The organism is Cupriavidus campinensis, from assembly GCF_905397395.1.
GTDB classification, from domain to species: domain Bacteria; phylum Pseudomonadota; class Gammaproteobacteria; order Burkholderiales; family Burkholderiaceae; genus Cupriavidus; species Cupriavidus campinensis.
The window spans coordinates 1-25,883 of record NZ_CAJPVH010000067.1 but is presented as its reverse complement, the minus strand read 5'-3'; the positions used below and the strand labels follow the sequence as shown (position 1 = coordinate 25,883).

Sequence of the window (25,883 nt, the reverse complement as noted above, 5' to 3'; positions counted from 1 at the left end):
ATCGCCCCGGTGGCGCCGCCCGGGCCCGGCCTGTATTCGGCGGCGACCATCGAGCGCGGCCGGCTGGTAGCCGCCGCCGGCGACTGCGCGGTGTGCCATACGGCGCCAGGCGGCACGCGCAATGCCGGTGGGCTGGCGCTCGAAACGCCGTTCGGCACCGTCTATACCACCAACATCACGCCCGACGCCGAGACCGGCATCGGCAACTGGTCCTACGCGGCGTTCGAGCGCGCCATGCGCGAAGGCATCCATCGCGATGGCCGCCGGCTCTATCCGGCCTTCCCGTACACGGCGTTTGCCAAGGTCAGCGATGCCGACATGCAGGCGCTCTATGCCTACCTGATGGCCGCCGACCCGGTGGTATCGCGCCCACCCGAAACGCAACTGGCGTTCCCGTTCAACGCCCGGCCGCTGCTGGCTGGATGGAACATGCTGTTCCACCGCAACGAGCAATACGTACCGGACACCTCGCGCTCCGCACAATGGAATCGCGGCGCGTATCTGGCCGATGGACTGGGCCACTGCAGCGCGTGCCACTCGCCGCGCAACGCCCTGGGCGGCGAGCGGGGTGGCAGGGCCTATCTGACTGGCGGCGAAGCGGAGGGTTGGGAAGCGCCGGCCTTGACGGCACTCTCGAAGGCGCCAGTGCCGTGGACCGAGGACGACCTGTTCCAGTACTTGCGCACCGGCTTTGCCGCCCGGCACGGTGCCGCGGCGGGCCCGATGGCCCCGGTGGTGGAGAGCCTGCGTGAACTGCCGGAAGGCGATGTGCGCGCGATCGCCCATTACGTTGCATCGCTCAACCCGGCCTCGCCCACGCAGGCAGGGACGCAGCAGGCCGCGGCGGCGCAGGTGGCGGCAGTAGAAGCCCGCAGCGCCGCAGCCGCCCTGCGGCTCTCCGGCACAACGGACAGGCTGTACCAGAATGCGTGCGCGGTATGCCACCAGGGCAACGCCGGCGTGCCGCAGTTCGGCGAGAAGCCTTCACTGGCCCTGAACACCAATCTGCACAGCGCGCGCCCGGACAACGTGATCCAGGTCGTGCTGCATGGTGCCTCGGCACCGCCGCACGCCGGCATCGGCTATATGCCCGGCTTTGCGGACAGCCTCGACGATGCCCAGGTGAGTGCGCTCGTGCACTACCTGCGGGAACGATTTGCACCGGACCAGCCCCGCTGGGATGGGGTGGAAGACACCGTCGCGAGGCTCCGCAAGTCCTCGCATTGAAGCAGGCCGTAGAGAAGCACAAGCAGCACACAGAATCGATGCCAAATCGATCACATGACGGCTGGCGCGGACTTTGCGACAACGCAGAGCCGCCCGGCGGCCAGATCCCGGGTAGACAAAGCACGGCGAAGACGCCATAAGGAGCGACAATGCAATCCCCGTATCAAGACACCGAGGCTGCCCTGCCCCCCGTGGCGGCCCCGACTTCCGCCACGTACCGCAAGGCTCACCCCATGGGCGACAGTTCCGATCGATCCGCTGGCCACACCTCGGCCGCTGCTGTGTCCCTGGAGAACGGCATCGAGGCGGCGGGCGTGGGCAAGTTCCAGTATCGATTGTTCGTCATCTTCGGGCTGGTATGGCTGGCCGATGCCATGCAGGTGCTGTCCATCGGCTTCAGCGCCCCGTCGATTGCCAAGACGTTCGGCATCACCGTGCCCCAGGCGCTGCAAACCGGCACGTTCTTCTTCGTCGGCATGCTGGTGGGGGCGTTCTTCTTCGGGCGCCTGGCAGACCGTATCGGCCGGCGGCCCGTGCTGATGATGGCGGTGGTCATCGACGCGCTGTGCGGCGTCGCCTCCGCCTTCGCACCGGACATGACCTGGCTGCTGGTGCTGCGCCTGCTCACGGGGATTGGCGTCGGCGGCACGCTGCCTGTCGACTACACCATGATGGCGGAATTCCTGCCGCGTGATCGCCGTGGCCGCTGGCTGGTCTTGCTGGAATCCTTCTGGGCGCTCGGCACCATCTGCCTGGCCTTGCTGGCGCTCGCGGCCCTGGCCTATGGCGACCAGGCCTGGCGCGTGATCTTCCTCGTCACCGGCGTTCCTGCGCTGATTGGCGTAATCCTGCGCTTCTATATTCCGGAATCGCCGATGTTCCTCAACCGGAGCGGAAGATCCGACGAAGCGCGCAAGGTTTTGGAGCGTGTGGCGAAGGTGAACGGCAGGCAGGTAGACATCCCGCCGCTGCAGGCGGAGCGCGTCGAGCCAAAGTCGGTCTTTGCGCTGTTCTCGGGCAGTCTGCGCCGTCGCAGCCTCGCCTTGCTCGCGGCATGGGCGCTCATCTCCATTGCGTACTATGGCGTGTTCGTCTACCTGCCGATCAAGCTCGGCGCCGAAGGGTTCGCCTTCATGCGCGGGCAGGTGTTCCTGGTGGTTCTCGCCATCGTCCAGCTTCCCGGCTTCGCGCTGTCCGCTTACGGCGTTGAGCGCTGGGGCCGCAAGCCCACCCTGATCGGCTTCCTGCTGCTCAGTGCGGCCGGCTGCATGCTGTACAGCTTCGGCACCGATCCCATCGTGGTGGTCGGCTCGACCCTGCTCATGAGCTTCTCGCTGCTGGGCACGTGGGGCGCGCTCTATGCCTTCACCCCCGAGGTCTATCCCACCGACCTGCGGGCGACGGGCATGGGCACCTGCGGCGCCGTGGCGCGCTTCGGCGGACTGTTCGCGCCCGCGATCATCGCCCCCGTGATGGCCACGCATTTCACACTGGCGCTGGCCCTGATCTCCAGCATGCTGCTCGCCGGTGCATTCGCCATCGGCGCCGTCAACGTGGAGTCGAAGAACCGCGCGCTGGACTAAGGCGACGGAACAGGCGGCCCGCCTCTGGCCGCCTATTCCAGTCTATTCCGCCTGGGGTACCAGATGTGGGGACGGCGTTCTCGGGAGCAGCGCGAAGGCGATCTGCATCAGACCCACGGTCAATCCCAGGGCGGCGCCAACCTTCCACGCAAGCGCATAGTTCTGCATCAGGTCGTAGAGCCAGCCGCCCCCAAAGGCGCCGATAAAGCTGCCGATCTGGTGACTGAAGAACGCCACGCCGGCGATCATCGCCTGCCAGCGCAGGCCGAACGTCTGCGCAATCCATCCTTGCACCAGCGGCGACACGCCCAGCCAGAGAAACCCCATGACCCCGGAGAACACCAGCGTGCTTTCCGGGGTCGGCAGGGTGTGGAAGAACCAGATGAAGCCGAGGGACCGGCAGATATAGATGCCGCCGAGCAACAGCAGCTTGTTGACGCGCCCGCCTGCCCATCCGAAGAACAGGCTGCCCAGCACGTTGAAACCGCCGATCATGCCGAGTGCCTTGGCGGACAGCATCGGGTCCATGCCGCAGATGTCGAGGTAGGCGGGAAGATGCGTCGTCAGGAACACGAGTTGCATCCCGCAGACGGTGTAGGCCAGCGCCATGACCACGAACGGCGGATGCCGCAGCGCGCCCATTAGAGCCTGACGGCCGCTCAGCTCCGGCTGCGCCCGTGCGGGCGCCTGGCGCGATGTGTCAGTGCGGCCAGCAAACCAGGCGGCGGGCAACATCACCAGCGCCAGCAGCACAAAGGCGGCCACGCCCATGCGCCAGCCCCATTCGCTGGCGATGCTTTGCCCCAGCGGCGCGGCGATCATCGCCCCGAGCGAGCCGCAGGCCGACACGCAGCCGAGCACAAGGCTGCGCACCTGAAGGCTCACGGCGCTTGATGCCGCGGCCATCGCCATCGCCGTGCCAGTGGAAGCCATCGCCATGCCGATCAGCACGCCGGCGCCCAGCACCACCGCCCAGAGTCCTTGGGACGTGGCAAGCAGCACCAGCCCGATCAGGTACAGCAACGCGCCCCCCACCATCAGCGGACGGAACCCGGTTCTTACCGCCAGCGCGCCGGCAAACGGCTGCAACACGCCCCAGGTAAGGTTTTGTACCGCCACGGCGATCGTGAAATCGCCCACGGAAATCCCGATGTCGCGCGTCAGCGGCGGCACGAAAATGCCCAGGCTCTGCCGCAGCCCCATGGCGAGCGACAGCATGACCGAGGCACCAATCAGGATGGGCAAGGCGGGACGCAGCGAGGCGAGACGAGACATGCGGAGGCTCTTGTTATTAGCGGCCTGCGTGCAGGCCGGAAGCACCATTTTCGTTGAATCGTCAATGAAAATACATCCTCGGGAATACCGATGAAGCGCTGCCCTGCAGAATAGGGGCGCCGCATTACACTCTTGGCCATGCACCCCATCCCCCAACCCTCTCCAGTCCCCCTCATTTCCTACTTCTGGAGTGACGATGCCATCCGCAGCCGGAGTGTGAGTGACGTCGTGTTATCCGGCACGGTCGAGATTCCCGAGCCGCCCGCCCGCCTGCGCGCGGATTGGGAGCGGGAAATCGCGTCCAATATGACGCTGGAGCCCGGTGACGTCGAGCCGATGTCCCTGCCACGGGCCCGCATGCGCTGGCCCGATTACCCGGACTGTGTACAGGCGGTTTCAGATTGGGCGAGCAGGTTCGGCATGCCTTTGTCGAACGACATCGCGCTCATGGCTTGCCACGGCGCGCGGTATCACCATGATGGAGAGCAATATGGCGGCCTCGCCTTCTGCAATCTCTTCCTGAGTGAGGACAAGGGGCTGGACGTCCATTTTCCAGCGCTGGATCTTCGCATCCCCCTGCGCCGGGGGACGGTAATGATCTTCGATACCTGCCAGCCGCATGGCGTGATTCGGCGCGGCAGCCACGGCTTCGATCTGGCCGACTTTCCCGCGGACCACGATTGGACACAGCTATTCCTGTCCTGGGAGCTTCCCGTCGAAAGTGCCCCTGTCGAACAGGCGCTCCACGTGAAATTCGATATTGACCCGGCCACCGCCGCGACCCTGCATGCCGAGCAAGTCCGGCGCCATGGCGAAAGAGTCAACGTCCGCCACGACTCCGGCCAGTGGCGGCCAGCTGACTGACCGCATCAGTCGCCGGCTGCGTCAAATGCCTGCCGTATCCCGATACCTGCTTCATATCGGTCACCTCGACCTCGCCCCTACCCATGTCGGGGAGGGTAGCCGAGGCCCCCCGCCGATATGCTCGTCCCCCTGATCTGACCAACAGCCAGCAGGGAGCCGTACATGGACTTGCGATTCACCCGAGCCGAACAGGATTTCCGCGAGGAAGTCCGCGCCTTCGTGCGGAGCCACCTGCCCGCCGACATCGCCGACAAGGTCCGCAACCACCAACGTCTGGGCAAGGACGACTTCGTGCGGTGGCATCGGATCCTCCAGGCGCATGGCTGGGGCGCGCCGAACTGGCCGGTCGAGTACGGCGGCACGGGCTGGAACGCCCTGCAACGGCTGATCTTCGAGATCGAGACCTTTAACGCCGACGCCCCGCGTCTGCTGCCGACCGGCCTGGCCATGATCGGCCCGGTGCTGCAGAAGTACGGAAACGCCGCACAGAAGGCCCACTTCCTGCCGCGCATTCCGACCATGGAGGACTTCTGGTGCCAGGGCTATTCGGAGCCCGGCGCGGGGTCCGACCTCGCCTCGCTGACGATGCGCGCCGTGCGCCAGGGCGATCGCTATATCGTGACCGGCCAGAAGACGTGGACGTCTTATGCGCAGTACGCCGACTGGATCTTCTGCCTCGTCCGCACCGATGGCGAGGCGAAGCCCCAGGACGGCATCTCGATGCTGTTGATCGACATGAAGAGCCCCGGCGTGACGATCCGCCCGATTACCACCCTCGACGGCGGCCACGACGTCAACGAAACGTGGTTCGAAGACGTGGAGGTGCCGGTCGAGAACCTGGTGGGCGAGGAGAACCGTGGCTGGACCTACGCCAAGTACCTGCTGGGCCATGAGCGCACGTCCATCGCGGGGATCGGCCATTGCCATCGCGAGATGCGCCTGCTCAAGCACTACGCCACCCAGGCTACTGACGGCAAGGGCCGGCGGATGATCGACGATGTGCGCATGCGCGACAAGATCGCCCGGCTCGAGATGGACCTGATGGCCATGGAAATGCTCCTGCTGCGCGTGGCCACGCAGGAAGGTGGCCGTGGCCCCGGTCCGGAAGCCTCGATCCTGAAGATCCGCGGCTCCGAGCTGCAACAGGACATCGCCATGCTGCAACTGGAGGTGGCGGGCCCGAACGCGTGGCCGTACGCGCCGGCGTGGCGCGAGGCGGGCGTCGTGCAGCCGGTCAGCGGGCCTGACTGGGCATCGCCGGCTGCGGCCAGCTACTTCGATATGCGCAAGACGTCGATCTACGGCGGCGCCAACGAGGTGCAGAAGAACATCATCGCCAAGATGATCATCGGATTCTGAAGGGAGACACAGTCATGGACTTCCACTACAGCGAAGAACAGCAGATGCTGGCGGACAGCCTGCGGCGTTTCGTCGAGGCCGAATATCCCTTCGCACGGCGCCGGGAGATCGCCCGCCACGGCGGCGCGTTCGATCGTGGCATCTGGGCGGCGCTGGCCGAGATGGGCGTGCTGGGCCTCACCGTGCCAGCCGACTTCGGCGGCTTTGGCGAAGGGCCGGCCAGCCAGTTGGTGGTGCACCGGGAACTGGGGCGCGGGCTGGTGTCCGAACCCGTGATCCCGAGCGCGGTGGTCGGCACGGCCCTGCTCGGCAAGCATGGCAGCGCGGCGCAACAGGCGGCATGGCTGCCGGCGCTTGCCAGCGGCGAACGCGTGCTCGCCCTCGCCTATCTCGAACCGGGCACGCGTTATCGCCCGGAAGCCGCCCAGGCCACGGCCGTGCATAACGGCGACGGCTATCGGCTCGATGGCGTCAAGTCGCTGGTCTGGCATGGCGATGCGGCGGACACCTATCTGGTCAGCGCACGGCTCCCGGCGCCCGAGGGCGATCTCGCGTTGTTCCTGGTGCCGCGCGATGCCGAAGGGCTGCACGTCACCAGCTATCCGACCATGGACGGCCTGCGCGGCGCCGACCTGCGGCTGCAGGGCGTGACGGTGCCAGCCAGTGCGCGGGTAGGGTGCGCCGATGCCGGCCTGGCCGCGCTCGAACATGGTCTCGACCACGGCATTGCGGCACAATGCGCCGCCGCAGTGGGGGCGATGGAGCGCCTGATCGAACTGACGGGCGAATACCTTCGCACGCGCCGGCAGTTCGGCACGCCACTCGCCACGTTCCAGGCCTTGCAGCACCGCATGGCCGAGATGCTGGTACACAAGGAACTCGCGCTGTCGATGGCGTACGTGGCCGCGCGGGCGCTCGACGAGACCGATGCCGCTGCACGCAGGCGCATGCTCGCCGGCGCCAAGGTAGTGGTGGCCCGGGCGGCGCGTTTCGTCGGCCAGCAAGCCGTGCAACTCCACGGCGGCATGGGCATGACCGACGAACTGGAGGTCGGCGACTACTTCAAGCAGCTCGCCATGGTGGACGTATTGTTCGGCGATACGGACTTCCACATGGAGCGCTACGGCGAGGTCATGGCAGGCGCGCCCGACTGACCGCCCACGAAACGTGGCTTGACGCACTTGCATATCGATAGTTGTGTACTACGCTAGACACTTCCCCCATAAAAAGTGTCTAGCGCGTCATGACTGACACCGACTCTTCGTAGCGCTCCACCTCCCGATTCCGGCTCCAGATACCGCATCCCCCGACAGCTCGCCCCGTCGGGGGACGGGGTCGCTTTTCGCGCTGTTTCACACCGCAGTCCATCACGCGCCAGCAGGGCCAGGGCACGCCCGTGCGCGACGACATGCCAACGCCCAACCAGCTTGCAGCACTGCAGTCCGAGCCCTCGGGCTTGTTCTTTCACGTCGTAGTTTTGGAGGAAAGATCGTGTTGCACATTCAGAAAACCCCGCTGGCGCTGGCCACCGCCATTGCCATTGCCAGTACCCTGCTGATCGCTTCGTGCGGCGGCAGCGATGACAAGCCAGCCACACCCCCCACCACGCCGACCACCCCACAGGCCGACACCAGTTGCCAGGTACTGGCCAACGACGGCAGCACGGTCGTGGTGGGATCGAGCCAGCCCGGCGACCCGTCCCTGCCCGAGCCAGCGTCCGGCTACCGTACGGGGCTCAAGCCGGTCTATGCGAAGACCTACATGGTGTCGTCGTCGAACGCCTATGCCAGCGCGGCCGGCTGCGCGGTGCTCAAGAAAGGCGGCAGCGCGGCGGATGCCGCGGTGGCCGTACAGTCCGTGCTGGGGCTGACCGTGCCGGAAGCCACCGGCATGGGCTCGGGCGGCTTCATGCTCTACTACGACGCCCGCACGCGCGCCGTGCAGGCCTACGATGGCCGGGAATCGGCGCCCGCCGCCGCCACCGAGAACTATCTGCGCTATATCGACGACGCCACCAACACGAATCCGCCCGTGCCGAGCGCCCGCGCCAGCGGCCGCTCCATCGGCACGGTCGGCATCCCACGCCTGATCGAACGCGTGCAGAAGGAGCACGGCAAGCTCGCGTGGAAGGACCTGTTCGGCGACGCCATCACGCTGGCCACCAACGGCTTCCCGATCGGCGGACGCCTGGCCGCCGCCATCCAGAGCAATGCCACCTCACTCAGGCGCGACCCGGAGGCGCTCGCCTACTTCTTCAACGCCGACAGCACGCCCAAGGCGCTCGGCACGGTGCTCAAGAATCCGGCCTACGCCAACACCCTGACGCAGATGGCCGCCAACGGGGCCAATGCGATCTACACGGGCCAGATCGCCAGCGACATCATCGCCAAGATCGGCACGACAGCCGCCACGGACGGTTCGCCGATCACCGCGGGCAAGACCACGCTGGCCGATCTGGCCAACTATCAGGCCAAGCAGCGCGACCCGGTCTGCATCACGTACCGCGCGTACTGGATCTGCGGGGCGCCGCCGCCGACGTCGGGCGGGATCACGGTGCTGTCGGCGATGGGGATTCTCGAGAACTTCGACCTCGCCGCACTGAAGCCGACCGCCATCGACGGCGAAGGCGGCAAGCCCACCGTGCTCGGCGTGCACTTCGTCAGCGAAGCCGAACGGCTGGCCTACGCCGACCGTGACAAATACGTGGCCGATACCGATTTCGTTCCCCTGCCCGGCGGCTCGGCCAACACCATGCTGAACAAGCCCTATCTGGCTTCCCGCGCGGCGTTGATCTCGCCAACCGTCAGCATGGGCACGGCCACGGCCGGGAACCTCGGCTCGGTGCCACTCGGCGTGGCGTCGCTGATCGAGCATGGTACGAACCAGTTCACCATCGTCGATGCCGACGGCAGCGTGGTCAGCGCGACCACCTCGGTCGAATCGAGCATGGGGTCGTTCCACATGACCAATGGCTTCCTGCTCAACAACCAGCTGACCGACTTCTCGGCCCAGCCGACTGACAGCGGCGGTGTACCGGTGGCCAACCGGGTGCAGCCCGGCAAGCGGCCGCGCAGCTCGATGGCGCCGACGATGGTGTTCCGTCAGGCCGCCGATGGGTCGATTGGCGACTTCCTGATGGCCACCGGCTCGCCGGGCGGCGGCACGATCCCGCAATACGTCGTGAAGACGCTCGTGGGCGTGCTCGACTGGGGGCTCAACGCCCAGCAGTCTTCGGGTCTCGTTGACTTCGGCGCCAGCAACAACCCAAGCACCACCGTCGGCGGCGAGCATCCGAATATCGACGCCACGAACAACGGCGGCAACGATCCGCTGGTCACGGGCCTGCGCGCCCTGGGTCATACGGTATCGATAAGCGCGCAATCGAGCGGGGTCAACACGGTCCTGCGCAGCCAGTCCGGCGGCGCGGCGGTGTGGATGGGCGGCACGGATCCGCGCCGCGAGGGGGTGGTCCTCGGGGATACGTTCAACCCCTGACCGACATGGCGGTATGGCATGAGGGGGGAGCGGCTTGCGCCCCTCCCCCCTCCATGGATGCATCCGGCCCGGCCTGGGAGCTGTCGTCCCGGGCCGGGCGATGACGCTAGCGCCGCGTTTTCTCGGGCACCGGCAGCTTCTGGCCGGAATCCGCCAGGGATGCCTCCAGGCGACGAATTTCCTGCCGCAGCTTCGCCAGCTGGCTGCGCGCACTGCGGTTGTCCGCCTCCCGGGATTCGTTCTCGGCGCGGACCATCTTCTGGTCTTCGTTGAACTGCTCACGCTGCGTCTGTTCCGCACGCAATTCCGTGGCCAGGGCATCGGCCTGAGCTTCCGCACTCTGGATCGCACGCTCGACCTGGCGCTGCTCCGTGGCCAAGACCTGCCGCCGGATCGCCTGATCGGCCAGGGCCGCGCTTTGCGCGGTGGCCTTGCGGTACGCCGACTCGGCGCTCGCCAGCGAGCTGAAACGCGACACGCGCCACAGCTTGTTCTGGTAGAGCAGCCCCACGTAGCACACCACTTCGTCTTCCGCCAGCATCAGGGTCGTGGCGTATTCGCCATTGGCGCTTGCCCGCAACTCACGCACAGACTTGTCACGGATGCGCTGCTGAAGCTCCGCCACAAGACGCGCCGGCGAGGCGTCCGACAACCGGTCCGCCTCCGCAGCCGACACTTCGGCTGCCATTGGATCGGTACTGGCCCAGGCACCGGCGCCGCACAACGCCAGGCTCGCTGCGAGAACGCTGGCGAACAGTCGGGGGAAATAGGATTTTTCGAGCATGTTATTAGTGTTAGGACCTCGGGCGATCTACGGCTAACGGCAGGTTCGGAGAATACTTGAGCCTTACCCGTCACGCGGGCATCGCTAGGGAAAACACTGAGTTTGCATACGAATGCAAGAAAGTTAGTCTGCATACGTATGCACAACCCACCCCGGAACTCCCCATGATTCGTTACCTCAAGCGTGGACGTGACGTCCAGGCACGTGCCAATGACGACACCGCCGTCCGCAATACCGTTGAAGGCATCATCCGCGACATCGAGGCGCGCGGCGATACGGCCGTGCGCGAGTACAGCAAGAAGTTCGATAACTGGGATCCCCAGGATTTCCGCCTGCCGCAGGCCGCCATCGAGAAGGCGATGAACAGCCTGTCAGCACGCGAGTTGGAGGACATCCGGTTTGCGCAAGCTCAGGTTCGCAACTTCGCACAGATCCAGCGCGACTCCATGCTGGACGTTGAGGTGGAAACCCGCCCCGGTGTGTTCCTGGGGCACCGCCATGTGCCGGTCAATGCGGTCGGCTGCTACATCCCGGGTGGCAAGTATCCGCTGCTGGCCTCCGCCCACATGAGCGTGCTGACCGCCAAGGTCGCCGGCGTCAAGCGCGTGGTGGCGACGGCGCCCCCCTTCCACGGTGAGCCCCATCCGGCGATCGTCGCCGCCATGCACATGGCGGGCGCGGACGAGATCCTGGTGCTGGGCGGCGTGCAGGCGGTGGTGGCAATGGCCGTCGGCACCTCCAGCATCGCGCCCGTGGACATGCTGGTCGGCCCGGGCAATATGTTCGTGGCGGAAGCCAAGCGTCAACTGTTCGGCCGTGTCGGCATCGACCTGTTCGCCGGCCCCACCGAAACCCTGGTCATTGCCGACGACTCGGTAGACGGCGAAATCTGCGCCGTCGACCTGCTGGGCCAGGCCGAGCACGGCCTGACCTCGCCGGCCGTGCTGCTGACTGACAGCGAAGCGCTGGCGCACGCCACCATGGCCGAAATCGAGCGACAACTCAAGATCCTGCCGACCGCGGAGATCGCCGGCAAGGCCTGGGCCGACTTTGGCGAGGTGATCGTCTGCGATACGCGGGAAGAGATGCTGCAGAAGGCGGATGAAATCGCCTCGGAGCACGTGCAGGTGATGACCCGCGATCCCGACTGGTTCCTGAACCAGATGACCAACTACGGCGCGCTGTTCCTGGGGCCGCGCACCAATGTCGCCTTTGGCGACAAGGTCATCGGTACCAATCACACGCTGCCCACCAACAAGGCGGCGCGCTATACCGGCGGCCTGTGGGTCGGCAAGTTCCTGAAGACCTGCACGTTCCAGCGCGTGACGACGGACGCCGCCAGCGCCGAGATCGGCGAATACTGCTCGCGCCTGTGCCATATGGAGAACTTTGCCGGCCATGGCGAGCAGGCCAACATCCGCGTGCGCCGCTACGGCGACCGTCCGGACGTGCCGTGGTACGCGCCGGTGCCGGCCTTGCAGGGGTGACAGCCGTGACGCCACTGCCGGCATTCACCGGCTTTCGTCTCGACGGCAAGCGCGCCCTCGTCACCGGCGGAGGCCGGGGGCTGGGCTTAGCGGCGGCCGGGGCACTGGCGCAGGCTGGTGCCGAGGTCACCCTGGCGGCCCGGTCGGGTGCCGAGCTGGAAGCCGCTTGCGCCGCCATTCGCGCGCAAGGGGCCCGCGCCGACTTCATGGTGCTGGACGTCACGGACCCCGCAGCGGTCAAGCGCGCGATCAGCAGCCGCCCACCCTTCCAGATCCTCGTCAACAACGCGGGCATGAACCGCCCCAAGTTGCTGACCGAGACGCCCGACGAAGACATCGACGCGGTCTTTGCGTTGAATGTGAAAGCTACCTTCTATGTCTCCCGTGAAGTGGCACGCAGCCTGCAGGCAGCCGGCCTGCCCGGCTCCTTCATCAATGTCTCGTCGCAGATGGGGCACGTGGGCAGCCCCCGCCGCACGCTCTACTGCGCCAGCAAGCATGCGGTGGAGGGCATGAGCAAGGCCCTGGCCTGGGAACTGGGGCCGGCGGGCATCCGCGTCAATACGCTATGCCCCACCTTTATCGAGACCACGCTCACCGCGCCGATGTTCGAGGACGCATCGTTCCGCCGCTTTGTGCTCGACAAGATCGCGCTGGGCCGGCTGGGCAGGATCGACGAGATCATGGGCCCGGTGGTGTTCCTCGCCAGCGACGCCTCCAGCCTGATGACGGGCAGCGCGCTGATGCTTGACGGGGGATGGACCGCGGCATGAAAAAAGTCACCGCCCATGATGTGGCCCGCCTGGCGGAGGTCTCGCAGTCCGCCGTCAGCCGCACGTTCACGCCCGGCGCCAGCGTAGCGCCCGAGACCCGTGAACGGATCGAGACCGCCGCCCGCAAGCTGGGCTACCGGCCGAATGCCATCGCCCGCAGCTTGATCACCCGCCGCAGCCGGATCATCGGGCTGGTCATGAGCTACCTGGAGAACCAGTTCTACCCGGTGGTCATCGAACGCCTGTGCCAGGCACTACAGCAGGATGGCTATCACGTACTGCTGTTTATCAGCGAGACGGAAGAAGCTGACAACGTCCTGGCGGACATCCTGCAGTACCAGGTCGATGGCATCGTGATGGCCTCTACGACGCTGTCGTCGGCGCTCGCCAATGACTGCATCAACGCCGGCATTCCCGTGGTGCTGTTCAACCGGGTGGCGCAGGTCGGACCCATGGGCGGCTACTCGACCAGCTCGGTCACCTCGCAGAACCGCGCGGGCGGCCGGCTCGTTGGAGAACTGCTGGTGCGCACCGGCCACCGCCGCATTGCCTGGCTGGCCGGATCGGAGAACGCATCGACCAGCCGCGACCGCGAGGCCGGGCTATGCGATGCCCTCGCTGCAGCCGGCCTGCCGCTGCATGCCCGGGGCGTCGGCGACTACGACTTCGCCGAAGCGCGGCGCGCGGTGCTCGCGCTGTTCCGTGACCCCGACAACCGCCCGGACGCGCTGTTCGCCGCCAATGACCACATGGCCATCGCCGCGCTGGAGACCCTGCGTGCCGAGCTAGGCATGCAAGTGCCGCGCGATGTTTCCGTGGTGGGTTTCGACAACGTGCCGCAGGCCGCGTGGCCGTCATTCGACCTGACCACCGTGCAGCAGAACGTGGAACAGATGGTGGATGCCACGCGGACCCTGCTGTTCGAGCAGATCGGCGGACAAGTCATGGCGAGCAGCGTGGATGTGCCCTGCGTGTTGGTTGAGCGCGGCACCGTACGCGTGCGCGACGCCACATAACAGGAGACGCAAGACAACATGACCGATTCCCCCGACATCCAGGCGCTCTGCGCCGGCCGCCCTGTAGCAATCGTCGGCGCCGGTCTGGTAGGCGCCGGCTGGGCCATCGTCTTTGCCCGTGCCGGCCTGCACGTCAAGATGTTCGACGCCAACCCGGAGATCACGCGCAAGGCCGTGCCGCTTATCGCAGCACAACTGGCCGGCTTGCAGCGGCACGGGTTGATCGATGAGGACCCCGCCACCGTGCTGGCCCGCATCACGCCGGTTGCCACGCTGGCCGAGGCCGTGGAAGGCGTGGCCTATGTGCAGGAGTCGGTGCTCGAACGCGTGGAGGTGAAACGCCAACTGATGGTGGATCTCGACGCGCTGGCCTCGCCCGATATGGTCGTAGGCAGCTCCACGTCCGGCATCCCCGGATCGGCGTTTGCCCTGGGCCTGCCCCTCTCGCCGCGCGTGCTGATCGCACACCCGGTCAATCCGCCTTATCTGGTCCCGGTGGTTGAACTGGTGCCTTCGCCCGAAACGGCGCCGGGCACGGTCAGCTTTGCCGACGCCCTGATGCGGGCCGTGGGCCAGACCGTGGTCCACGTGCGCAAGGAAGTGGAAGGCTTCGTGCTGAACCGGCTGCAGGCCGTGCTGTTGCGCGAAGCGTGGGCGCTGGCGCAGGAAGGCGTGGCCAGTTGCGAGGACATCGACAAGACCATACGCGACGGCCTGGGCTGGCGCTGGTCATTCATGGGGCCGTTCGAAACCATCGACCTGAACGCGCCGGGCGGCGTGGCCGACTATGCGGTGCGGCTGGGCCCGCTGTACCAGCGCATCGCGGATTCACGCGGCCACGAGACACCTTGGGACCCGGCGCTGATCCGGGACGTGGAGGCGCAACGCCGCGAGCACCTGCCGCAGTCCGATCTGGAAGCGCGACGGGCCTGGCGCGACGAACACCTGATGGCGTTTGCCGCCAACCGTCGCGCCCGCGACCCACAAGCCTGAGCCACACCGCATTCGAAGTTCCACTGCAATCGTCATAGAAAAGGCACGTCGATGCCTTCCCCACAACAAAGACCGGAGACAACCATCGTGAAACAGCCTCTCAGCCTGTCCGCCCAAGCCCGCCGCCGCCTGCTCGGCGCCACCCTGGCATTGACCGCTTGCGGCATATCCGCCGCGCATGCGCAAGCCGACTATCCCAACAAGCCAATCCGCCTGATCGTGCCCTTCGCCAATGCCGGCGTGACCGACACCAGCGCCCGCATCGTGGCGGAGAAGCTCGGCCAGCAGCTTGGCCAGCAGATCGTGGTGGATAACAAGCCCGGCGCTGGCGGCAATATCGGCACGCAGATGGTGGCGAAGGCGGACCCCGATGGCTACACGCTGCTGCTCGGCTATGACGGCACGCTGGTGATCAACCCCAATGTCTATGCCAAGGTGCCCTTCGACCCGGTCAAGGACTTCACGCCCATCGGCAAGATCGGTGACGCCGTGCTGATGATCGCCGCCAATCCGAAGCTGGGCATCAAGAACGTTGCGGACTTGCAGCACTACGCCAAGACCGTGGCTGGAGGCATGTCCTACGGTAGCGCGGGCAACGGCAGCACCACCCACCTGGCCGGCGAGATGTTCCACCAGCGCACCGGCATCCCGATGACTCATGTGCCGTACAAGGGTGGCGGCCAGGCCTTGCTGGATGTGGTCGGGGGCAACCTGCCCGTGACGTTCGCAGCGGTCACCGGCGCCATGCCCTTCGTCAAGAGCGGCCAGGTCGACGCGGTGGCCGTGACGTCGCGCGAGCGCGCGCCCTCGTTGCCGAACGTACCGACGCTGATCGAGGCCGGCATGAAGGACTTCGAGATCAGTTCCTGGGTTGGCCTGATGGCCCCTGCCCGCACGCCGAAGCCTGTGATCGACAAGCTCAGCGCTGCGCTGCAGAAGGTGTTGAACGACCCCGCCATGCGTGAGCGCCTGGCATCGCTCGGCATCGTCGCCACGCCGGGCACGCCTGATGCCTATGGCCGCGAGATCGTGCGTGACCTGGACAAGAACAAGGCAATCGTCAAGGCTGCCCACATCAAGCTCGATTGACTTTGGGCGGTGGCACCACCACCGCCCATGCGGAGTGACCCCACACCATGACAACCTTATTCGACAAGATCTGGGCGGCCCATGCGGTTGCCCGTAACGATGCCGGCGAGGACCTGATCTATATCGACCGGCACCTGGTGCAGGAGGTATCGAGCCCGCAGGCCTTCGCCAGCATGGCCGAGGCCGGTCATGCGCTGCGCTCCTCGCCGCGCCACATCGCCGTGCAGGATCACAACGTACCGACCACGGCAGACCGCCTGACGCACATCCCCAACGCGGAAAGCCGCGAGCAGATCGCCACCCTGCGGCGCAATGCGCAGGCCACCGGCATGCGCCTGTTCGACCTGGACCACCCCTTGCAGGGCATCGTCCATGTCATCGCACCGGAACTGGGCTACGTGCTGCCGGGCAGCACCGTGGTCTGTGGCGACTCGCACAGCGCCACGCTGGGCGCCTTGGGCGCGCTGGCGTGGGGCATCGGCACCTCGGAAGTCGCCCATGTCATGAGCACCCAGAGCCTGTGGATGCGCAAGCCGCGCACGATGGGCATCGCCATCTCGGGCGCGCTGGCCAGGGGCGTCTACGCCAAGGACCTGGCGCTGGCCATCATCCATCACATCGGCACCAGCGGCGGCAATGGCTACGGCGTCGAATACTTCGGCCCGATGGTCGATGCGCTGTCGATGGAGGCGCGGCTCACGCTTTGCAACATGACCATCGAGGCCGGCTCACGCTTCGGCCTGATCGCACCGGATGCGACCACCCTCGCCTACCTGCGCGACCGCGTACAGGGCGCCGCGCGCGAGCATTTCGAGCAGGCCGCGCAGGCATGGAGCGCGCTGCGCACCGATGCGGCGGGCGACTACGACCGCAGCGTGGCGTTCGATGCCGCCACCGTCTCCCCGCTCGTCACCTGGGGCACCACGCCAGCCGACAGCGCTGCGTTCTCCGGCAACGTCGGCGACGGCGCCATGCTCGGCGAGGACGCCGAGCGCAACCGCCTGGAAGAGAACCTTGCCTACATGGGCCTCAAGATCGGCCAGGCGCTGTCGTCGGTGCCGATCGATGTGGCCTTTATCGGCTCCTGCACCAATGGCCGACTGGAAGATCTGCGCGCCGCCGCCGACGTGGTGCGTGGCCGCCACGTGGCCAAGGGCGTACGCGCGCTCGTGGTTCCGGGTTCGGGCAGCGTCAAGCGCGCGGCCGAGGCCGAGGGCCTGGCGAAAGTCTTTGTCGACGCGGGCTTCGAGTGGCGGGAATCGGGCTGCTCCATGTGCATCGGCATGAATGGCGACAGCCTCGCGCCGGGCGAGCGCTGCGCTTCCACCTCCAACCGGAACTTCGAGAACCGGCAGGGACAAGGCGGCCGTACCCACCTGATGAGCCCCGCCGCCGTCGCGGCATCCGCCCTGCAAGGACGCTTGACCGACCCCCGGGAGTACCTCGCATGAAAGCCGTTATCGCAGAAATCCAAGGCCGCGCCGCGGTCATGCAGCGCGACGACATCGACACCGATGCCATCTTCCCGGGACGCTTCCTGCGCCTGGTACAGCGCACCGGCATGGGGGCGCACCTGTTTGCCGACTGGCTGGCCGAAGGCCGCCCGGAAGTGGCGTTCATGGCCCAACCGGCGCCGCCGCAGGTGCTGGTCGCATTGCAGAACTTCGGTTGCGGCTCGTCGCGCGAGCATGCCGTCTGGGCCTTGTCGGACTACGGCGTGCAGGCCGTGGTGGCGCTGTCGTTTGGCGACATCTTCCGCAACAACTGCGTGAAGAACGGCGTGGTGGCCGCCACCGTGACGCCGGCGGATCATGCGCGCCTCTTGCAAGCACTCGCCGGGGCAGCAGATGCGCCGCTGCACCTGCGGGTGGCCGAACGCAGCCTGCAGCTTCCCGATGGCAGCGTCATCCCCGTCACGCTCGCCGACGGGCATGCGGAGCAGTTGCTGTCCGCCGAGGACGAGGTAGACCGAACCCTGCGTCATGACGCGGCGCTGCGCGCCTATGAGGCACGCGTGCAGCGCGACCAGCCGTGGCTGGCCTCGATGGACTAAGCCGCACTTCCCTTCATTTTCTTGCCTTCTGGAGCCGCCATGGCCAATCCCATCCTCCGACAAAAGCTTGCTGCCGGCGAGTTCATCGTCATCCCCGGCGTGCAGGACATGATCGCCACCGTCATGACCAACAAGGTCGGCTTCGACATCATCTACGGCTCCGGCTACTGGCTCACCGCCTCCAGCCTGGGCCTGCCCGATGCGGGCATCGCGACCTATACGCAGATGGTGGACCGCATGCGCACCATCACCCGTACCTCAAAGGCCGCCCTGATCGCCGATGCGGACACCGGCTACGGCGGCCTGCTCAACGTGCACCACACCGTGCGCGGCTATGAGGAAGCCGGGGTCACCGCCATCCAGATCGAGGATCAGGAATTTCCCAAGAAGTGCGGCCACACGCCCTACAAGCGCTGCGTGCCGATCGAGGACATGGTCGAGAAGATCAAGGTCGCGTCGGAAGCCCGCCAGGACAAGGAGAATTTCCTCATCATCGCCCGTACCGATGCCCGCGCCAGCCTCGGCGTGGACGATGCCATGCGCCGCATGGAGGCCTACGCGAAGGCTGGCGCAGACATCCTGTTCTTCGAGGCGCCCCAGTCCGAGGAAGAAATGCGCCGCGCCTGCGAAGCCTTCGACCTGCCCATGATGGCCAACATGGCTGACGGCGGGAAGACGCCGATCCTGCCAGCCAGCGTGCTCAAGGAGATCGGCTACTCGCTCGCCATCTTCCCCGCCATGACCAGCCTGGTCGCCGCCGCCGCAATGGAGAAGTCCCTGCGCCACCTCAAGGATGCGGGCACCAGTCTGTCGCCCGAGATTCCCATGGCGGACTTCAACGAGTTCTGCAAGCTGATCGGCTTCGAAGAAGTCTGGGACTTCGAGAAGCGCTGGGCGCGCTGACCCGTCGATCAACATTAGAAAATCATAGGAGGAGACCCAACATGCCGATCACCCACAACAACCCCCGCCGCCACGCCTGTCAGGGCCCGCTGCTGCGCGCCATCGCCCTGGCAGCCGTCACCTGGGGCGCGGTCTCTCCCGCGCTGGCGCAGACGGCGTGGAAGCCCAATCGCCCCGTCACCATCGTCGTGCCCTATGTGCCGGGCGGCGGCACCGACGCCTCGGCGCGCGCGACGGCCAAGCTACTCGGCGAACAATGGGGCCAGCCCGTGCTGGTGGTCAACCTGCCTGGGGCCGACGGCCTGATCGGTACGCGCAAGGTCGCCGAGGCCAAGCCCGACGGCTACACGCTGCTGCTGCAAACGCCGGCCATCGTCCTCACCAAGCACGCGCCCTCTTTCACGGGCACCGACCCGCTGGCCAGCCTGGTACCCGTCACCAACATCGCGCAATCGCCAGGCGCAATCGTTGCCAACGGAAAATTCCCCGCAACCTCCCTGCCCGAACTGATCAAGTACTGCAAGACAGCCGCCACGCCCTGCTCCATGGGCACGGGCGAAAACGTCGCCAAGCTCTTCGGCCAGCAATTGAAGGCGGAAGCGCTGCCCAACCTGATCGTGGTCAACTACAAGGGAACCGCGGCCATCATCACCGACATGATCGCCAACAACGTGAACTTCGCCGTGACCGGCGTGGCCTCGGCGCTGCCGCACCAGAAGGCCGGCACGCTGAAGATCGTCGCCAACCAGGGCACCCATCGGTTCAGCGAGGCGCCGGATGTGCGCACCGTGGTGGAGACCGGCATGCCGCAGTACGAGTACACCACCTGGTTCGGCCTGTTCGCACCGAAAGACACGCCGCCAGCCGTCACCCAGAGCATCTACGCCGCCGTGCGCGAAGCCATGGGTCATGCCGAACTGCAAAAAGCGATCACGGCCGTTGGCGCCGAGCCGCTGGTGAATACGCCAGAGGAATTCGCGGCACAGGTGCGCAAGGAAGATGAGCGGTTCACGGCGTTGGCGAAGCGCTTTCCGTTGAATTGAGGGGTGACCGGTCTCGTTAGGGGGCCGGTTGTGCCGCGACGCAGGGGACGACCCGCGTTGGCTGGGTAGCCGGCGTGAGGCAGGAAATTGTGGCGAATAACCCACAAATGATGATTGGTGCGAGGGAGGGGAAACGCGATCTACAGTAAATCAAACACTTGGCGCCGTTGTGGGGAAATCGTGGGAGGCCGCCCGAGTGAGGCACCCAGAGCCAGGCGGCACGGAGTTACACTGTATATTCATACAGTATCGACTATGCCCCGTCTTTCCCCCATGCCCAGGCCGCCCGCACCGGCTGGCGGCTACGAGCCCTGCCCCATCGACCCCGACTACGACCGCTCCTACATCCTGGACGATCCGGGCGAGCCCGTGCGGGTCTATGACTACGGCGTGCACGCGCGCTGGGCGAGCTTCGAGAGCAAGGGCTGGCAGATCAGGGACATGCTGGGCGAGTTCGGCGTGGAGGTCTGGACCTACTTCTCCGGCTGGGCCAGCCTCAGGAATGACGACCCGCCCGTATTCCGGACCGTGGTCAAGGGCGGCGGCCTGGACAAGACCTTCGACTCCCTGACTTGGTCCGAGGCAGAGGACAAGCATCGGCGGGTGATCGAGAAGGTGCGGAAGACGATACTGACCGTTGCCGAAAGAAAAGTGAGCAACTGAGTGCCGAAATACTAAATTTCTTCGATCAGCGCGAAAAAAGTGACGCCGCTGCCAGCGGCGGCGATTCCCTGATCAATCTGGCTGCTCCACGCGTGCACGGAGACGTGCACGGTGCGCCCGGTCGGTAGTCACAGCCTTCCGTAGTGCTTGAAGCAGCTTTATCGCCGCTTCGTCCGGCTGGAAGGCTGCTCGCAAGTCTCGAATAATGCCCATTTGCCGCCGAATGAGTACTCGACCTTCCGCAAGGCGCCGATCCGACTGAGCAATATCCTTCTCGTCCCGCGACATGTCGGGCATGGCGGTCTCCCTATTGTGGGCTGACCGTTATTGTGCCCTGTTCGCCCATCGGATCCAGCTTTCTGTAGGACCGCGCCGGATACCCGCTCTGTCCGCGTCGGCGCCAGACTGTCCTGACCAACTCAGGAGACGATCATGGCAGCGGACATTCACGTGGTGCCGGCAGGCGATGGCTGGGCAGTCGAGGCGGCCGGCGGCGGCAAGCGCACCACCTACGAAACTCAGGAAGAAGCAATCAGGGCCGGCACCGAGCGCGCCCAGCGCGACAAGGTCGAGCTGCTGATCCATGGCCGGGACGGCCAGATTCGCGAGCGGAATTCCTTCGGCCATGACCCGCGCGACGTTAAGGGCTAAGGCCCATGCCGCACGATTCGGCGGCGGCCTGGCCCGATACTCTGCCGGTCAGCGCCGCGCGCGTGGCGGCTCGAGCCTGAGGGCGCCCGATCAGCAAGTGCGGCGCGCGGGCCCGCGCAAGGCTGGCCAGGTCATGAAGTAGTCTGGCCGGAAAACGGAGATGCCCTCAGTTCAGCATCTGACGGTCCAATATCTTCTGGCCCTTTCGGGCGATTCGCGCATGTCGTGCAAGGACTATCCTCAACGCAGCGCAACGCTGCAAGGGGAAGACCATGAACGTCATCGATGAGGTCGAGTGCATCTGCGGCACGACCGTGGAAATCTCGGAGTTCCACCTTGGACTACGGGGCGAGACGGTTCCGACAAAGGCGCCCTGCCCGATGTGTGGTCGCACGCTGTACGAAGTGGACATCGACGGCATGGTGCTAGTGGAGGTCGTGCTTGATGCAGTGAAGCGATCCGGCGCGGTGCCGCCGGAGACGGTCAAGCGGTAGCGTCAGCCCGGCCACGCCTCCACTGTCTTCCGATGCCGCGCGGCACACTCGCCCAGCGCGCCCAGCAGATCCTTCATCACCCATTCCTGCCAAGCGTCATAGTCGGCAACGGCCGGCGCGTCGGGAACCGTGCATGGCGCGGCCAGCGCGCTATCGAGCGGCGGCGGCTTGCTTGGCCGCGTCGACGGCGTCGGACATGAGGCGCACCCGGCCAGCGTCAGGGCGGCAATCAGCAGGCAGCTTCGGAGCATTCTTCAGGTCCTTCCGGATGGCGTCGAGTTTGGCGCCGAGGGTGGTCTGGATGCCGGCGAACTCGTCGGCCTTGGCGCGGATGGTGGCGCCAGCGGCGCGCAGGTCACTGAGCGCCTGGTTGGCGCTGGCCAGATCCGCCTGAGCGCTGGCCATCTTCAGGCGCTCGATCTCCGCATCCTTGCGCCAGCCATTGGCGGCCCAGCCGGCGGCGAAGATGCCAGCGGCCAGCAGCGCGGCGCCGATCGCGCGCCATGGCAATGCGAACGGGAGCGTCAACATGCCCGCCCCTCCGGGAACTCGACCATTGGTACCGTCTTGCCGGCGAACTCGTGCGTGCAGTCACCGAGGAACTGGATGTTCCCCTCCGTCACGAACGTGTGGCAGATGGCACAGGCGAAGTCGCCCGGTTCGTCCGGGTGCTCGGCGTAGTAGGTGCACCAGCACGATCCGTTCTCGTGGCCGGGGACATAGTGACCGCTGCGCACCAGCACGCTGGGCGTGAACGTGGGCCGCTCGGCGTTGCCGTTCCACCCCCAGCGGGGGCCCGACCCGTCGCCATAGCGGATCGAGTGCGAATCCTTGCAGCCGGGACACCAGAAGGTGAGATGCCCGGGCGCAGCCTCCCGAAGGACTTTCGATAGATGGGTCATATTGTCGCCGCGCAGCGCGCGTAGAGGTCCGCCGTGACGCGGATGTGGTCGAGCATGTCGGCGCGGCCGGCGCCGGGCTTCAGGGTGGGCAGCGTCGGGCAGTCGCGCGGCGCGGGCGCGGCCGGCGGCGGAGCAGCGCAGCCGGTCAGCAGCAGGCAAAGCATCAGGACTCTCACTTTCGGGCCTCCCTCACCTTCCGGTTTGCTGCCTCAATGTCTCGGTTCACATCCTGCCGCTCCGCCTCCGACAGCGCACGAGGCACCGCCGGCGCGGCAGCGGGCGCGGGCCGCGTGGCGCGCTTTACGGACTTGGCCGCCTCGACCGACGCTTCCGCCGCCTGAGCTGACGCGCTGGCAGCGGCCGTCACCTTCGGCGTCAGCGCCTGGAGCGTCTGGGTATATGCGTGCTGCAGCCGGCCGATCTCGGCCTGATGGTCCTCGCGCTGCTGCGCCATCAGGTCACGGTACTGCCAGACGCAGGCCCAATAGCCGATTCCCATGCCACCACCCAGGAGCAGGATCAGGACGGCCACCGCCTCTATCCTGTGCGCGATCAGGATGAACTTCGTCCGGTACCGCGCCAGCCAATCACGTAGCCTTGCCATCGAGTTTCTCCCGCAGCGCCTGCACCTGAGCTTCCAGGCCGCCGATTTTGGCCTTCAACTCGCCGATCACGGCGAAGGCCTCGTTGCGCTCTTTGTAGGCCAGGTCAGCGCGCTGGTTTGCCAGAGCCTCGCGCGCATTGGCCTTATCCAACTGCTCGGACAGGCGCGCAATGATGTCGATCTCCGCCTGGCTCTGAGCGCCCTCCACTCGATCCTTGCGCCACGCGCTGCGGATGAACCAGATTGCGCCACCGATAGCGGCCACAATGAAGCCAAGCGCCCCGCCCGTGCCCCCCGGCACATTCATCGTTGTGAGGTCCATCACGGCTCCGTTGTGCGAGCTGCTCTGCTGGCAGATCACGGTTTGTCAGTCGGCTCTTCGTCCGTCTTCAGGGATGGCTGGGCGATATAGCGCAGCGCGCCGATCAGCACCGCCAGCGCCAGCGAGATCTGCGCGAAGAGCTTGGGCTCGATGGCCGCCTGCACGGATGGCAGCACCGCCTGCGCGGCGGCCAGCATGGCAAGAAGCGCCGACAGCAGCACTGTGGTGCTCTTCCACAACTTGTTCCAGTTCTCGACGATCTTCATCACACGACTCCCAATGCGCGCCTCGCGCGATCCCAACGCTGCTGCCGGTCGGCCAGGCCGTTGGTGCCGCCGTTGATCCGGCGGGTGAGCAGCACGAACTCGCCGGCATCGGCCAGCGCGTTCAGGTTCTTCTTCTGCCAGAACCAGCCCGCCGAGCGCGCGGCGAGCGCGTCGCCCTGAAGCAGCACGGGGTTGGCTTCGAGGTCGATGCCCAGGGCGGCCCCGCATTCGCGGTAGTTGGCGCGGCCGGTGATCTGGATCAGCCCTCGACCCATGAAGCGCTTGCCATCACCCGGCTGCGTGTTCCCCAGATCGGCGCGCCCCTCGTAGCGGACCTGCGCCGGCGTCGGGCCCCACAGTTCGCGCGTGTAGATGAAGCCGCCGGACTCATGGCCGACCTGGGCAAGCCACGCCGCCTGTCGCTCCACCGTCTGGATGTCGAATTCCTGCCACGCCGCGCTGACGTGCGGCCACCAGCGGTCAGCCATCGCCTGCGGCAGGCCCGCCGCCATCTTGAAAAGCTGCCTGTCCATCGCGCACTCCAGAAAAGAGAAAGCCACCCGAAGGTGGCTAGGTGATCGTTCGCGCGGCGACGCGCAGGGGTATCGTTCGTCGGTCGGTCCGGCCGGCGGAGGTCGTGACCTGGCAGGACACCTCGCAGAACGTCTCCGCCACGCCGCCGCCCAACCAGAAAGTCACCTTTCCGCCTGACACCGCGGTGGTCTTGCCGGCAGGGTTCACGGTGAGCCCTGGCGCGGCAATGGCGACGGCTCCCTCGTTGATCGTCTCGCCTTCCGCGAGCCATGCCGACCAGTCCACCTGGTAGTCGAGGACGGCGGCCGGGTCCTTCGGCGGGAATGCTGTGGTCATCCTGGTATCTCCAGTCCTCTCGTTTCATGCTCGACGCGCGCGGCGCGCGGCTCAGCTGCCACGGCCGCTGCGCGGGATTCTGCTGGCACCACGTACAGGCGACTCTCTGCGGGCACTTTGGCCACCCGCCGCTCGGCCGGCACCACGACCACGGCAGGATCGGCAGGGCCGCTGTCTTCGCCGACCACCATCCCGCTGGCCTGCATCGTGGCCGGCGCCAGCACGGCGGACAGCGCGCCGCTGAGCGTCTGGCGCCCGGCGATGCTGGCCACCGTGGCGCCCAAGGTCGAGGCCAGCACGCCGGCGAGGCCGTCTGCCGCCAGGCCGGTGAAGTTCGCCGCCGCCGGCGCGAGCGTGGCCGACAAGGTGCCGGCGATCGTCTGCGACCCGCTGATAGCCGGCGCCACGCCGCCCAGCACCGGCGCGAAGGTGCCGGCCATGGTCTGCTGCCCAGCGAACGAGGCGGTGGCGGGCGCCAGTGTTGCGGCAATGACGCCGCCCGCGCCGTCGAGGACGATTCCCGACAGGGAGGCGGTCAGCGGTCCGAGACTCGCTGCCACGGCCCCGCTGTGCGTCTGGATGGCAGCAACCGCGCCAGCGGCGCCTGCCAACGTCGCAGCGGTCGATCCGGACAGCGCCTGCCTGCCGGCCACGGCCGCCGTGACGCCGCCCACCGCGGCAGACACCGCGCCCGAGACAGCCTGCATGCCGGCAATCGCCGAACTCACGCCGGCCAGCGCAGCCCCGATCGAGCCGCTGAAGGTCTGCCCACCCGACACCGAAGCCGTGACGCCGCCCAGTGTTTTCGCAACAGAACCGGTGAACGACTGCCCGCCGGTCGCTGCGAGCGCTACAGATCCCAGCGTGCGCGAAACAGTGCCGGTGAACTGCAGGCTGCCGGCCACCGCAGCAGTGGCGCCGCCGAGAGTCGCGGAGATCGTTCCGGTGGCGCCCGAGGCCGGTGTGTAGGTGATACGGATCTGGCCGCCGGCGCCCGCGCCTGCGAGGTTGGTGGAGGTGCCGCCGCCCATCCCCCCGCCGCCACCGCCCGGCAGGCCGCCCGCCCCGCCGTTGGCAAAGCCAGTTCCGCCGCCACCACCGCCACCCGAGCCACCGTCCGCACTGGCCGTCCCGGCCTGGCCGGCCGCCGAGGCGGTTCCGCCCGCG

28 protein-coding genes and 1 pseudogene are annotated in these 25,883 nt (G+C 66.8%); 18 read left to right on the top strand and 11 right to left on the bottom strand.

Going from position 1 to position 25,883, the window contains the following annotated elements:
- Together KHO18_RS24775 and KHO18_RS24770 are read left to right on the top strand one after the other, a co-directional pair.
- On the top strand, positions 1-1,227 hold a 1,227-nt coding region (locus KHO18_RS24775; RefSeq protein ID WP_244845067.1), incomplete at its 5' end, for a c-type cytochrome.
- A 233-nt stretch (positions 1,228-1,460) separates the two neighbouring features.
- Complete coding sequence (locus tag KHO18_RS24770) at positions 1,461-2,810, top strand: MFS transporter (RefSeq protein ID WP_144196260.1); 1,350 nt, start codon at positions 1,461-1,463, stop codon at positions 2,808-2,810.
- A 42-nt stretch (positions 2,811-2,852) separates the two neighbouring features.
- On the opposite strand, the gene KHO18_RS24765 is transcribed toward KHO18_RS24770, so the two are convergent.
- Positions 2,853-4,085 carry an MFS transporter gene (locus KHO18_RS24765; protein WP_244845065.1) on the bottom strand — a complete coding sequence of 411 codons (1,233 nt, stop codon included), beginning with the start codon at positions 4,083-4,085 and terminating at the stop codon, positions 2,853-2,855.
- Between the two features lie 138 nt (positions 4,086-4,223).
- Here KHO18_RS24765 and KHO18_RS24760 point away from each other — a divergent pair, with 138 nt between their 5' ends.
- The 4 genes from KHO18_RS24760 (at position 4,224) to KHO18_RS24745 (ending at position 9,803) form a co-directional block, all read left to right on the top strand.
- Entirely contained in the window at positions 4,224-4,949 is a 726-nt protein-coding gene (locus KHO18_RS24760; protein WP_144196262.1) for a hypothetical protein, read from the top strand.
- 162 nt (positions 4,950-5,111) lie between these two features.
- Entirely contained in the window at positions 5,112-6,308 is a 1,197-nt protein-coding gene (locus KHO18_RS24755) for an acyl-CoA dehydrogenase family protein (protein ID WP_211944066.1), read from the top strand.
- A 14-nt stretch (positions 6,309-6,322) separates the two neighbouring features.
- Positions 6,323-7,462, top strand: coding sequence for an acyl-CoA dehydrogenase family protein (locus KHO18_RS24750; RefSeq protein WP_144195653.1), 1,140 nt, complete (start codon positions 6,323-6,325; stop codon positions 7,460-7,462).
- A gap of 346 nt (positions 7,463-7,808) precedes the next feature.
- Positions 7,809-9,803: a gamma-glutamyltransferase family protein gene (locus KHO18_RS24745; RefSeq protein ID WP_377731486.1), complete on the top strand. Its 1,995-nt coding sequence runs from the start codon at positions 7,809-7,811 to the stop codon at positions 9,801-9,803.
- A 106-nt stretch (positions 9,804-9,909) separates the two neighbouring features.
- Here KHO18_RS24745 and KHO18_RS24740 read toward each other — a convergent pair whose 3' ends face one another.
- Positions 9,910-10,587, bottom strand: a complete 678-nt coding sequence (locus tag KHO18_RS24740; RefSeq protein ID WP_144195655.1) for a DUF2968 domain-containing protein — start codon at positions 10,585-10,587, stop codon at positions 9,910-9,912.
- Between the two features lie 164 nt (positions 10,588-10,751).
- Between KHO18_RS24740 and hisD the strand changes: the two genes are divergently transcribed.
- The 12 genes from hisD (at position 10,752) to KHO18_RS24680 (ending at position 21,752) form a co-directional block, all read left to right on the top strand.
- Positions 10,752-12,074, top strand: a complete 1,323-nt coding sequence (hisD, locus tag KHO18_RS24735) for a histidinol dehydrogenase (protein WP_144195657.1) — start codon at positions 10,752-10,754, stop codon at positions 12,072-12,074.
- Between the two features lie 5 nt (positions 12,075-12,079).
- Complete coding sequence (locus tag KHO18_RS24730) at positions 12,080-12,847, top strand: SDR family NAD(P)-dependent oxidoreductase (RefSeq protein ID WP_244845061.1); 768 nt, start codon at positions 12,080-12,082, stop codon at positions 12,845-12,847.
- On the top strand, positions 12,844-13,863 hold the full coding sequence (locus KHO18_RS24725; protein WP_211944065.1) for a LacI family DNA-binding transcriptional regulator: 1,020 nt from the start codon (positions 12,844-12,846) through the stop codon (positions 13,861-13,863). The genes KHO18_RS24730 and KHO18_RS24725 overlap by 4 nt, the downstream gene beginning before the upstream one ends.
- Before the next feature lie 18 nt (positions 13,864-13,881).
- Entirely contained in the window at positions 13,882-14,856 is a 975-nt protein-coding gene (locus KHO18_RS24720; protein ID WP_211944064.1) for a 3-hydroxyacyl-CoA dehydrogenase, read from the top strand.
- 87 nt (positions 14,857-14,943) lie between these two features.
- Positions 14,944-15,945, top strand: a complete 1,002-nt coding sequence (locus tag KHO18_RS24715; RefSeq protein ID WP_244845059.1) for a Bug family tripartite tricarboxylate transporter substrate binding protein — start codon at positions 14,944-14,946, stop codon at positions 15,943-15,945.
- A 47-nt stretch (positions 15,946-15,992) separates the two neighbouring features.
- Entirely contained in the window at positions 15,993-17,396 is a 1,404-nt protein-coding gene (gene leuC, locus KHO18_RS24710) for a 3-isopropylmalate dehydratase large subunit (protein WP_144195666.1), read from the top strand.
- Positions 17,393-17,998 carry a 3-isopropylmalate dehydratase small subunit gene (gene leuD / locus KHO18_RS24705; RefSeq protein WP_144195668.1) on the top strand — a complete coding sequence of 202 codons (606 nt, stop codon included), beginning with the start codon at positions 17,393-17,395 and terminating at the stop codon, positions 17,996-17,998. The genes leuC and leuD overlap by 4 nt, the downstream gene beginning before the upstream one ends.
- Before the next feature lie 39 nt (positions 17,999-18,037).
- Positions 18,038-18,901, top strand: coding sequence for an isocitrate lyase/PEP mutase family protein (locus KHO18_RS24700; RefSeq protein ID WP_144195670.1), 864 nt, complete (start codon positions 18,038-18,040; stop codon positions 18,899-18,901).
- A gap of 41 nt (positions 18,902-18,942) precedes the next feature.
- Positions 18,943-19,944 carry a Bug family tripartite tricarboxylate transporter substrate binding protein gene (locus tag KHO18_RS24695; protein ID WP_211944063.1) on the top strand — a complete coding sequence of 334 codons (1,002 nt, stop codon included), beginning with the start codon at positions 18,943-18,945 and terminating at the stop codon, positions 19,942-19,944.
- A gap of 255 nt (positions 19,945-20,199) precedes the next feature.
- On the top strand, positions 20,200-20,607 hold the full coding sequence (locus tag KHO18_RS24690) for a hypothetical protein (RefSeq protein WP_211944062.1): 408 nt from the start codon (positions 20,200-20,202) through the stop codon (positions 20,605-20,607).
- 432 nt (positions 20,608-21,039) lie between these two features.
- Positions 21,040-21,258: a DUF2188 domain-containing protein gene (locus KHO18_RS24685; RefSeq protein WP_211944061.1), complete on the top strand. Its 219-nt coding sequence runs from the start codon at positions 21,040-21,042 to the stop codon at positions 21,256-21,258.
- 272 nt (positions 21,259-21,530) lie between these two features.
- Entirely contained in the window at positions 21,531-21,752 is a 222-nt protein-coding gene (locus tag KHO18_RS24680) for a hypothetical protein (protein WP_211944060.1), read from the top strand.
- A gap of 150 nt (positions 21,753-21,902) precedes the next feature.
- Here KHO18_RS24680 and KHO18_RS24675 read toward each other — a convergent pair whose 3' ends face one another.
- The 9 genes and pseudogenes from KHO18_RS24675 to KHO18_RS24635 all read right to left on the bottom strand — a co-directional run.
- Positions 21,903-22,283, bottom strand: coding sequence for a hypothetical protein (locus KHO18_RS24675; protein WP_211944059.1), 381 nt, complete (start codon positions 22,281-22,283; stop codon positions 21,903-21,905).
- Positions 22,277-22,654: a DUF6527 family protein gene (locus KHO18_RS24670; RefSeq protein ID WP_211944058.1), complete on the bottom strand. Its 378-nt coding sequence runs from the start codon at positions 22,652-22,654 to the stop codon at positions 22,277-22,279. The genes KHO18_RS24675 and KHO18_RS24670 overlap by 7 nt, the downstream gene beginning before the upstream one ends.
- Positions 22,651-22,830 carry a hypothetical protein gene (locus KHO18_RS24665; RefSeq protein WP_211944057.1) on the bottom strand — a complete coding sequence of 60 codons (180 nt, stop codon included), beginning with the start codon at positions 22,828-22,830 and terminating at the stop codon, positions 22,651-22,653. The genes KHO18_RS24670 and KHO18_RS24665 overlap by 4 nt, the downstream gene beginning before the upstream one ends.
- On the bottom strand, positions 22,827-23,258 hold the full coding sequence (locus tag KHO18_RS24660) for a hypothetical protein (RefSeq protein WP_211944056.1): 432 nt from the start codon (positions 23,256-23,258) through the stop codon (positions 22,827-22,829). The genes KHO18_RS24665 and KHO18_RS24660 overlap by 4 nt, the downstream gene beginning before the upstream one ends.
- Positions 23,242-23,580 carry a hypothetical protein gene (locus tag KHO18_RS24655; protein ID WP_211944055.1) on the bottom strand — a complete coding sequence of 113 codons (339 nt, stop codon included), beginning with the start codon at positions 23,578-23,580 and terminating at the stop codon, positions 23,242-23,244. Before KHO18_RS24655 ends, KHO18_RS24660 begins: the two co-directional genes overlap by 17 nt.
- A gap of 35 nt (positions 23,581-23,615) precedes the next feature.
- Positions 23,616-23,846 (bottom strand): DUF7940 domain-containing protein, encoded by a 231-nt coding sequence (locus KHO18_RS24650; RefSeq protein ID WP_211944054.1) that lies wholly within the window; start codon positions 23,844-23,846, stop codon positions 23,616-23,618.
- On the bottom strand, positions 23,846-24,379 hold the full coding sequence (locus KHO18_RS24645; protein ID WP_211944053.1) for a glycoside hydrolase family 19 protein: 534 nt from the start codon (positions 24,377-24,379) through the stop codon (positions 23,846-23,848). Before KHO18_RS24645 ends, KHO18_RS24650 begins: the two co-directional genes overlap by 1 nt.
- A gap of 37 nt (positions 24,380-24,416) precedes the next feature.
- The gene (locus tag KHO18_RS24640; protein WP_211944052.1) at positions 24,417-24,716 is read right to left on the bottom strand and encodes a phage fiber-tail adaptor protein; all 300 of its coding nucleotides are present in this window, start codon (positions 24,714-24,716) and stop codon (positions 24,417-24,419) included.
- Positions 24,713-25,883: pseudogene (locus KHO18_RS24635) on the bottom strand (hypothetical protein); the annotation flags it as partial. The gene KHO18_RS24640 and the pseudogene KHO18_RS24635, both read right to left, overlap by 4 nt.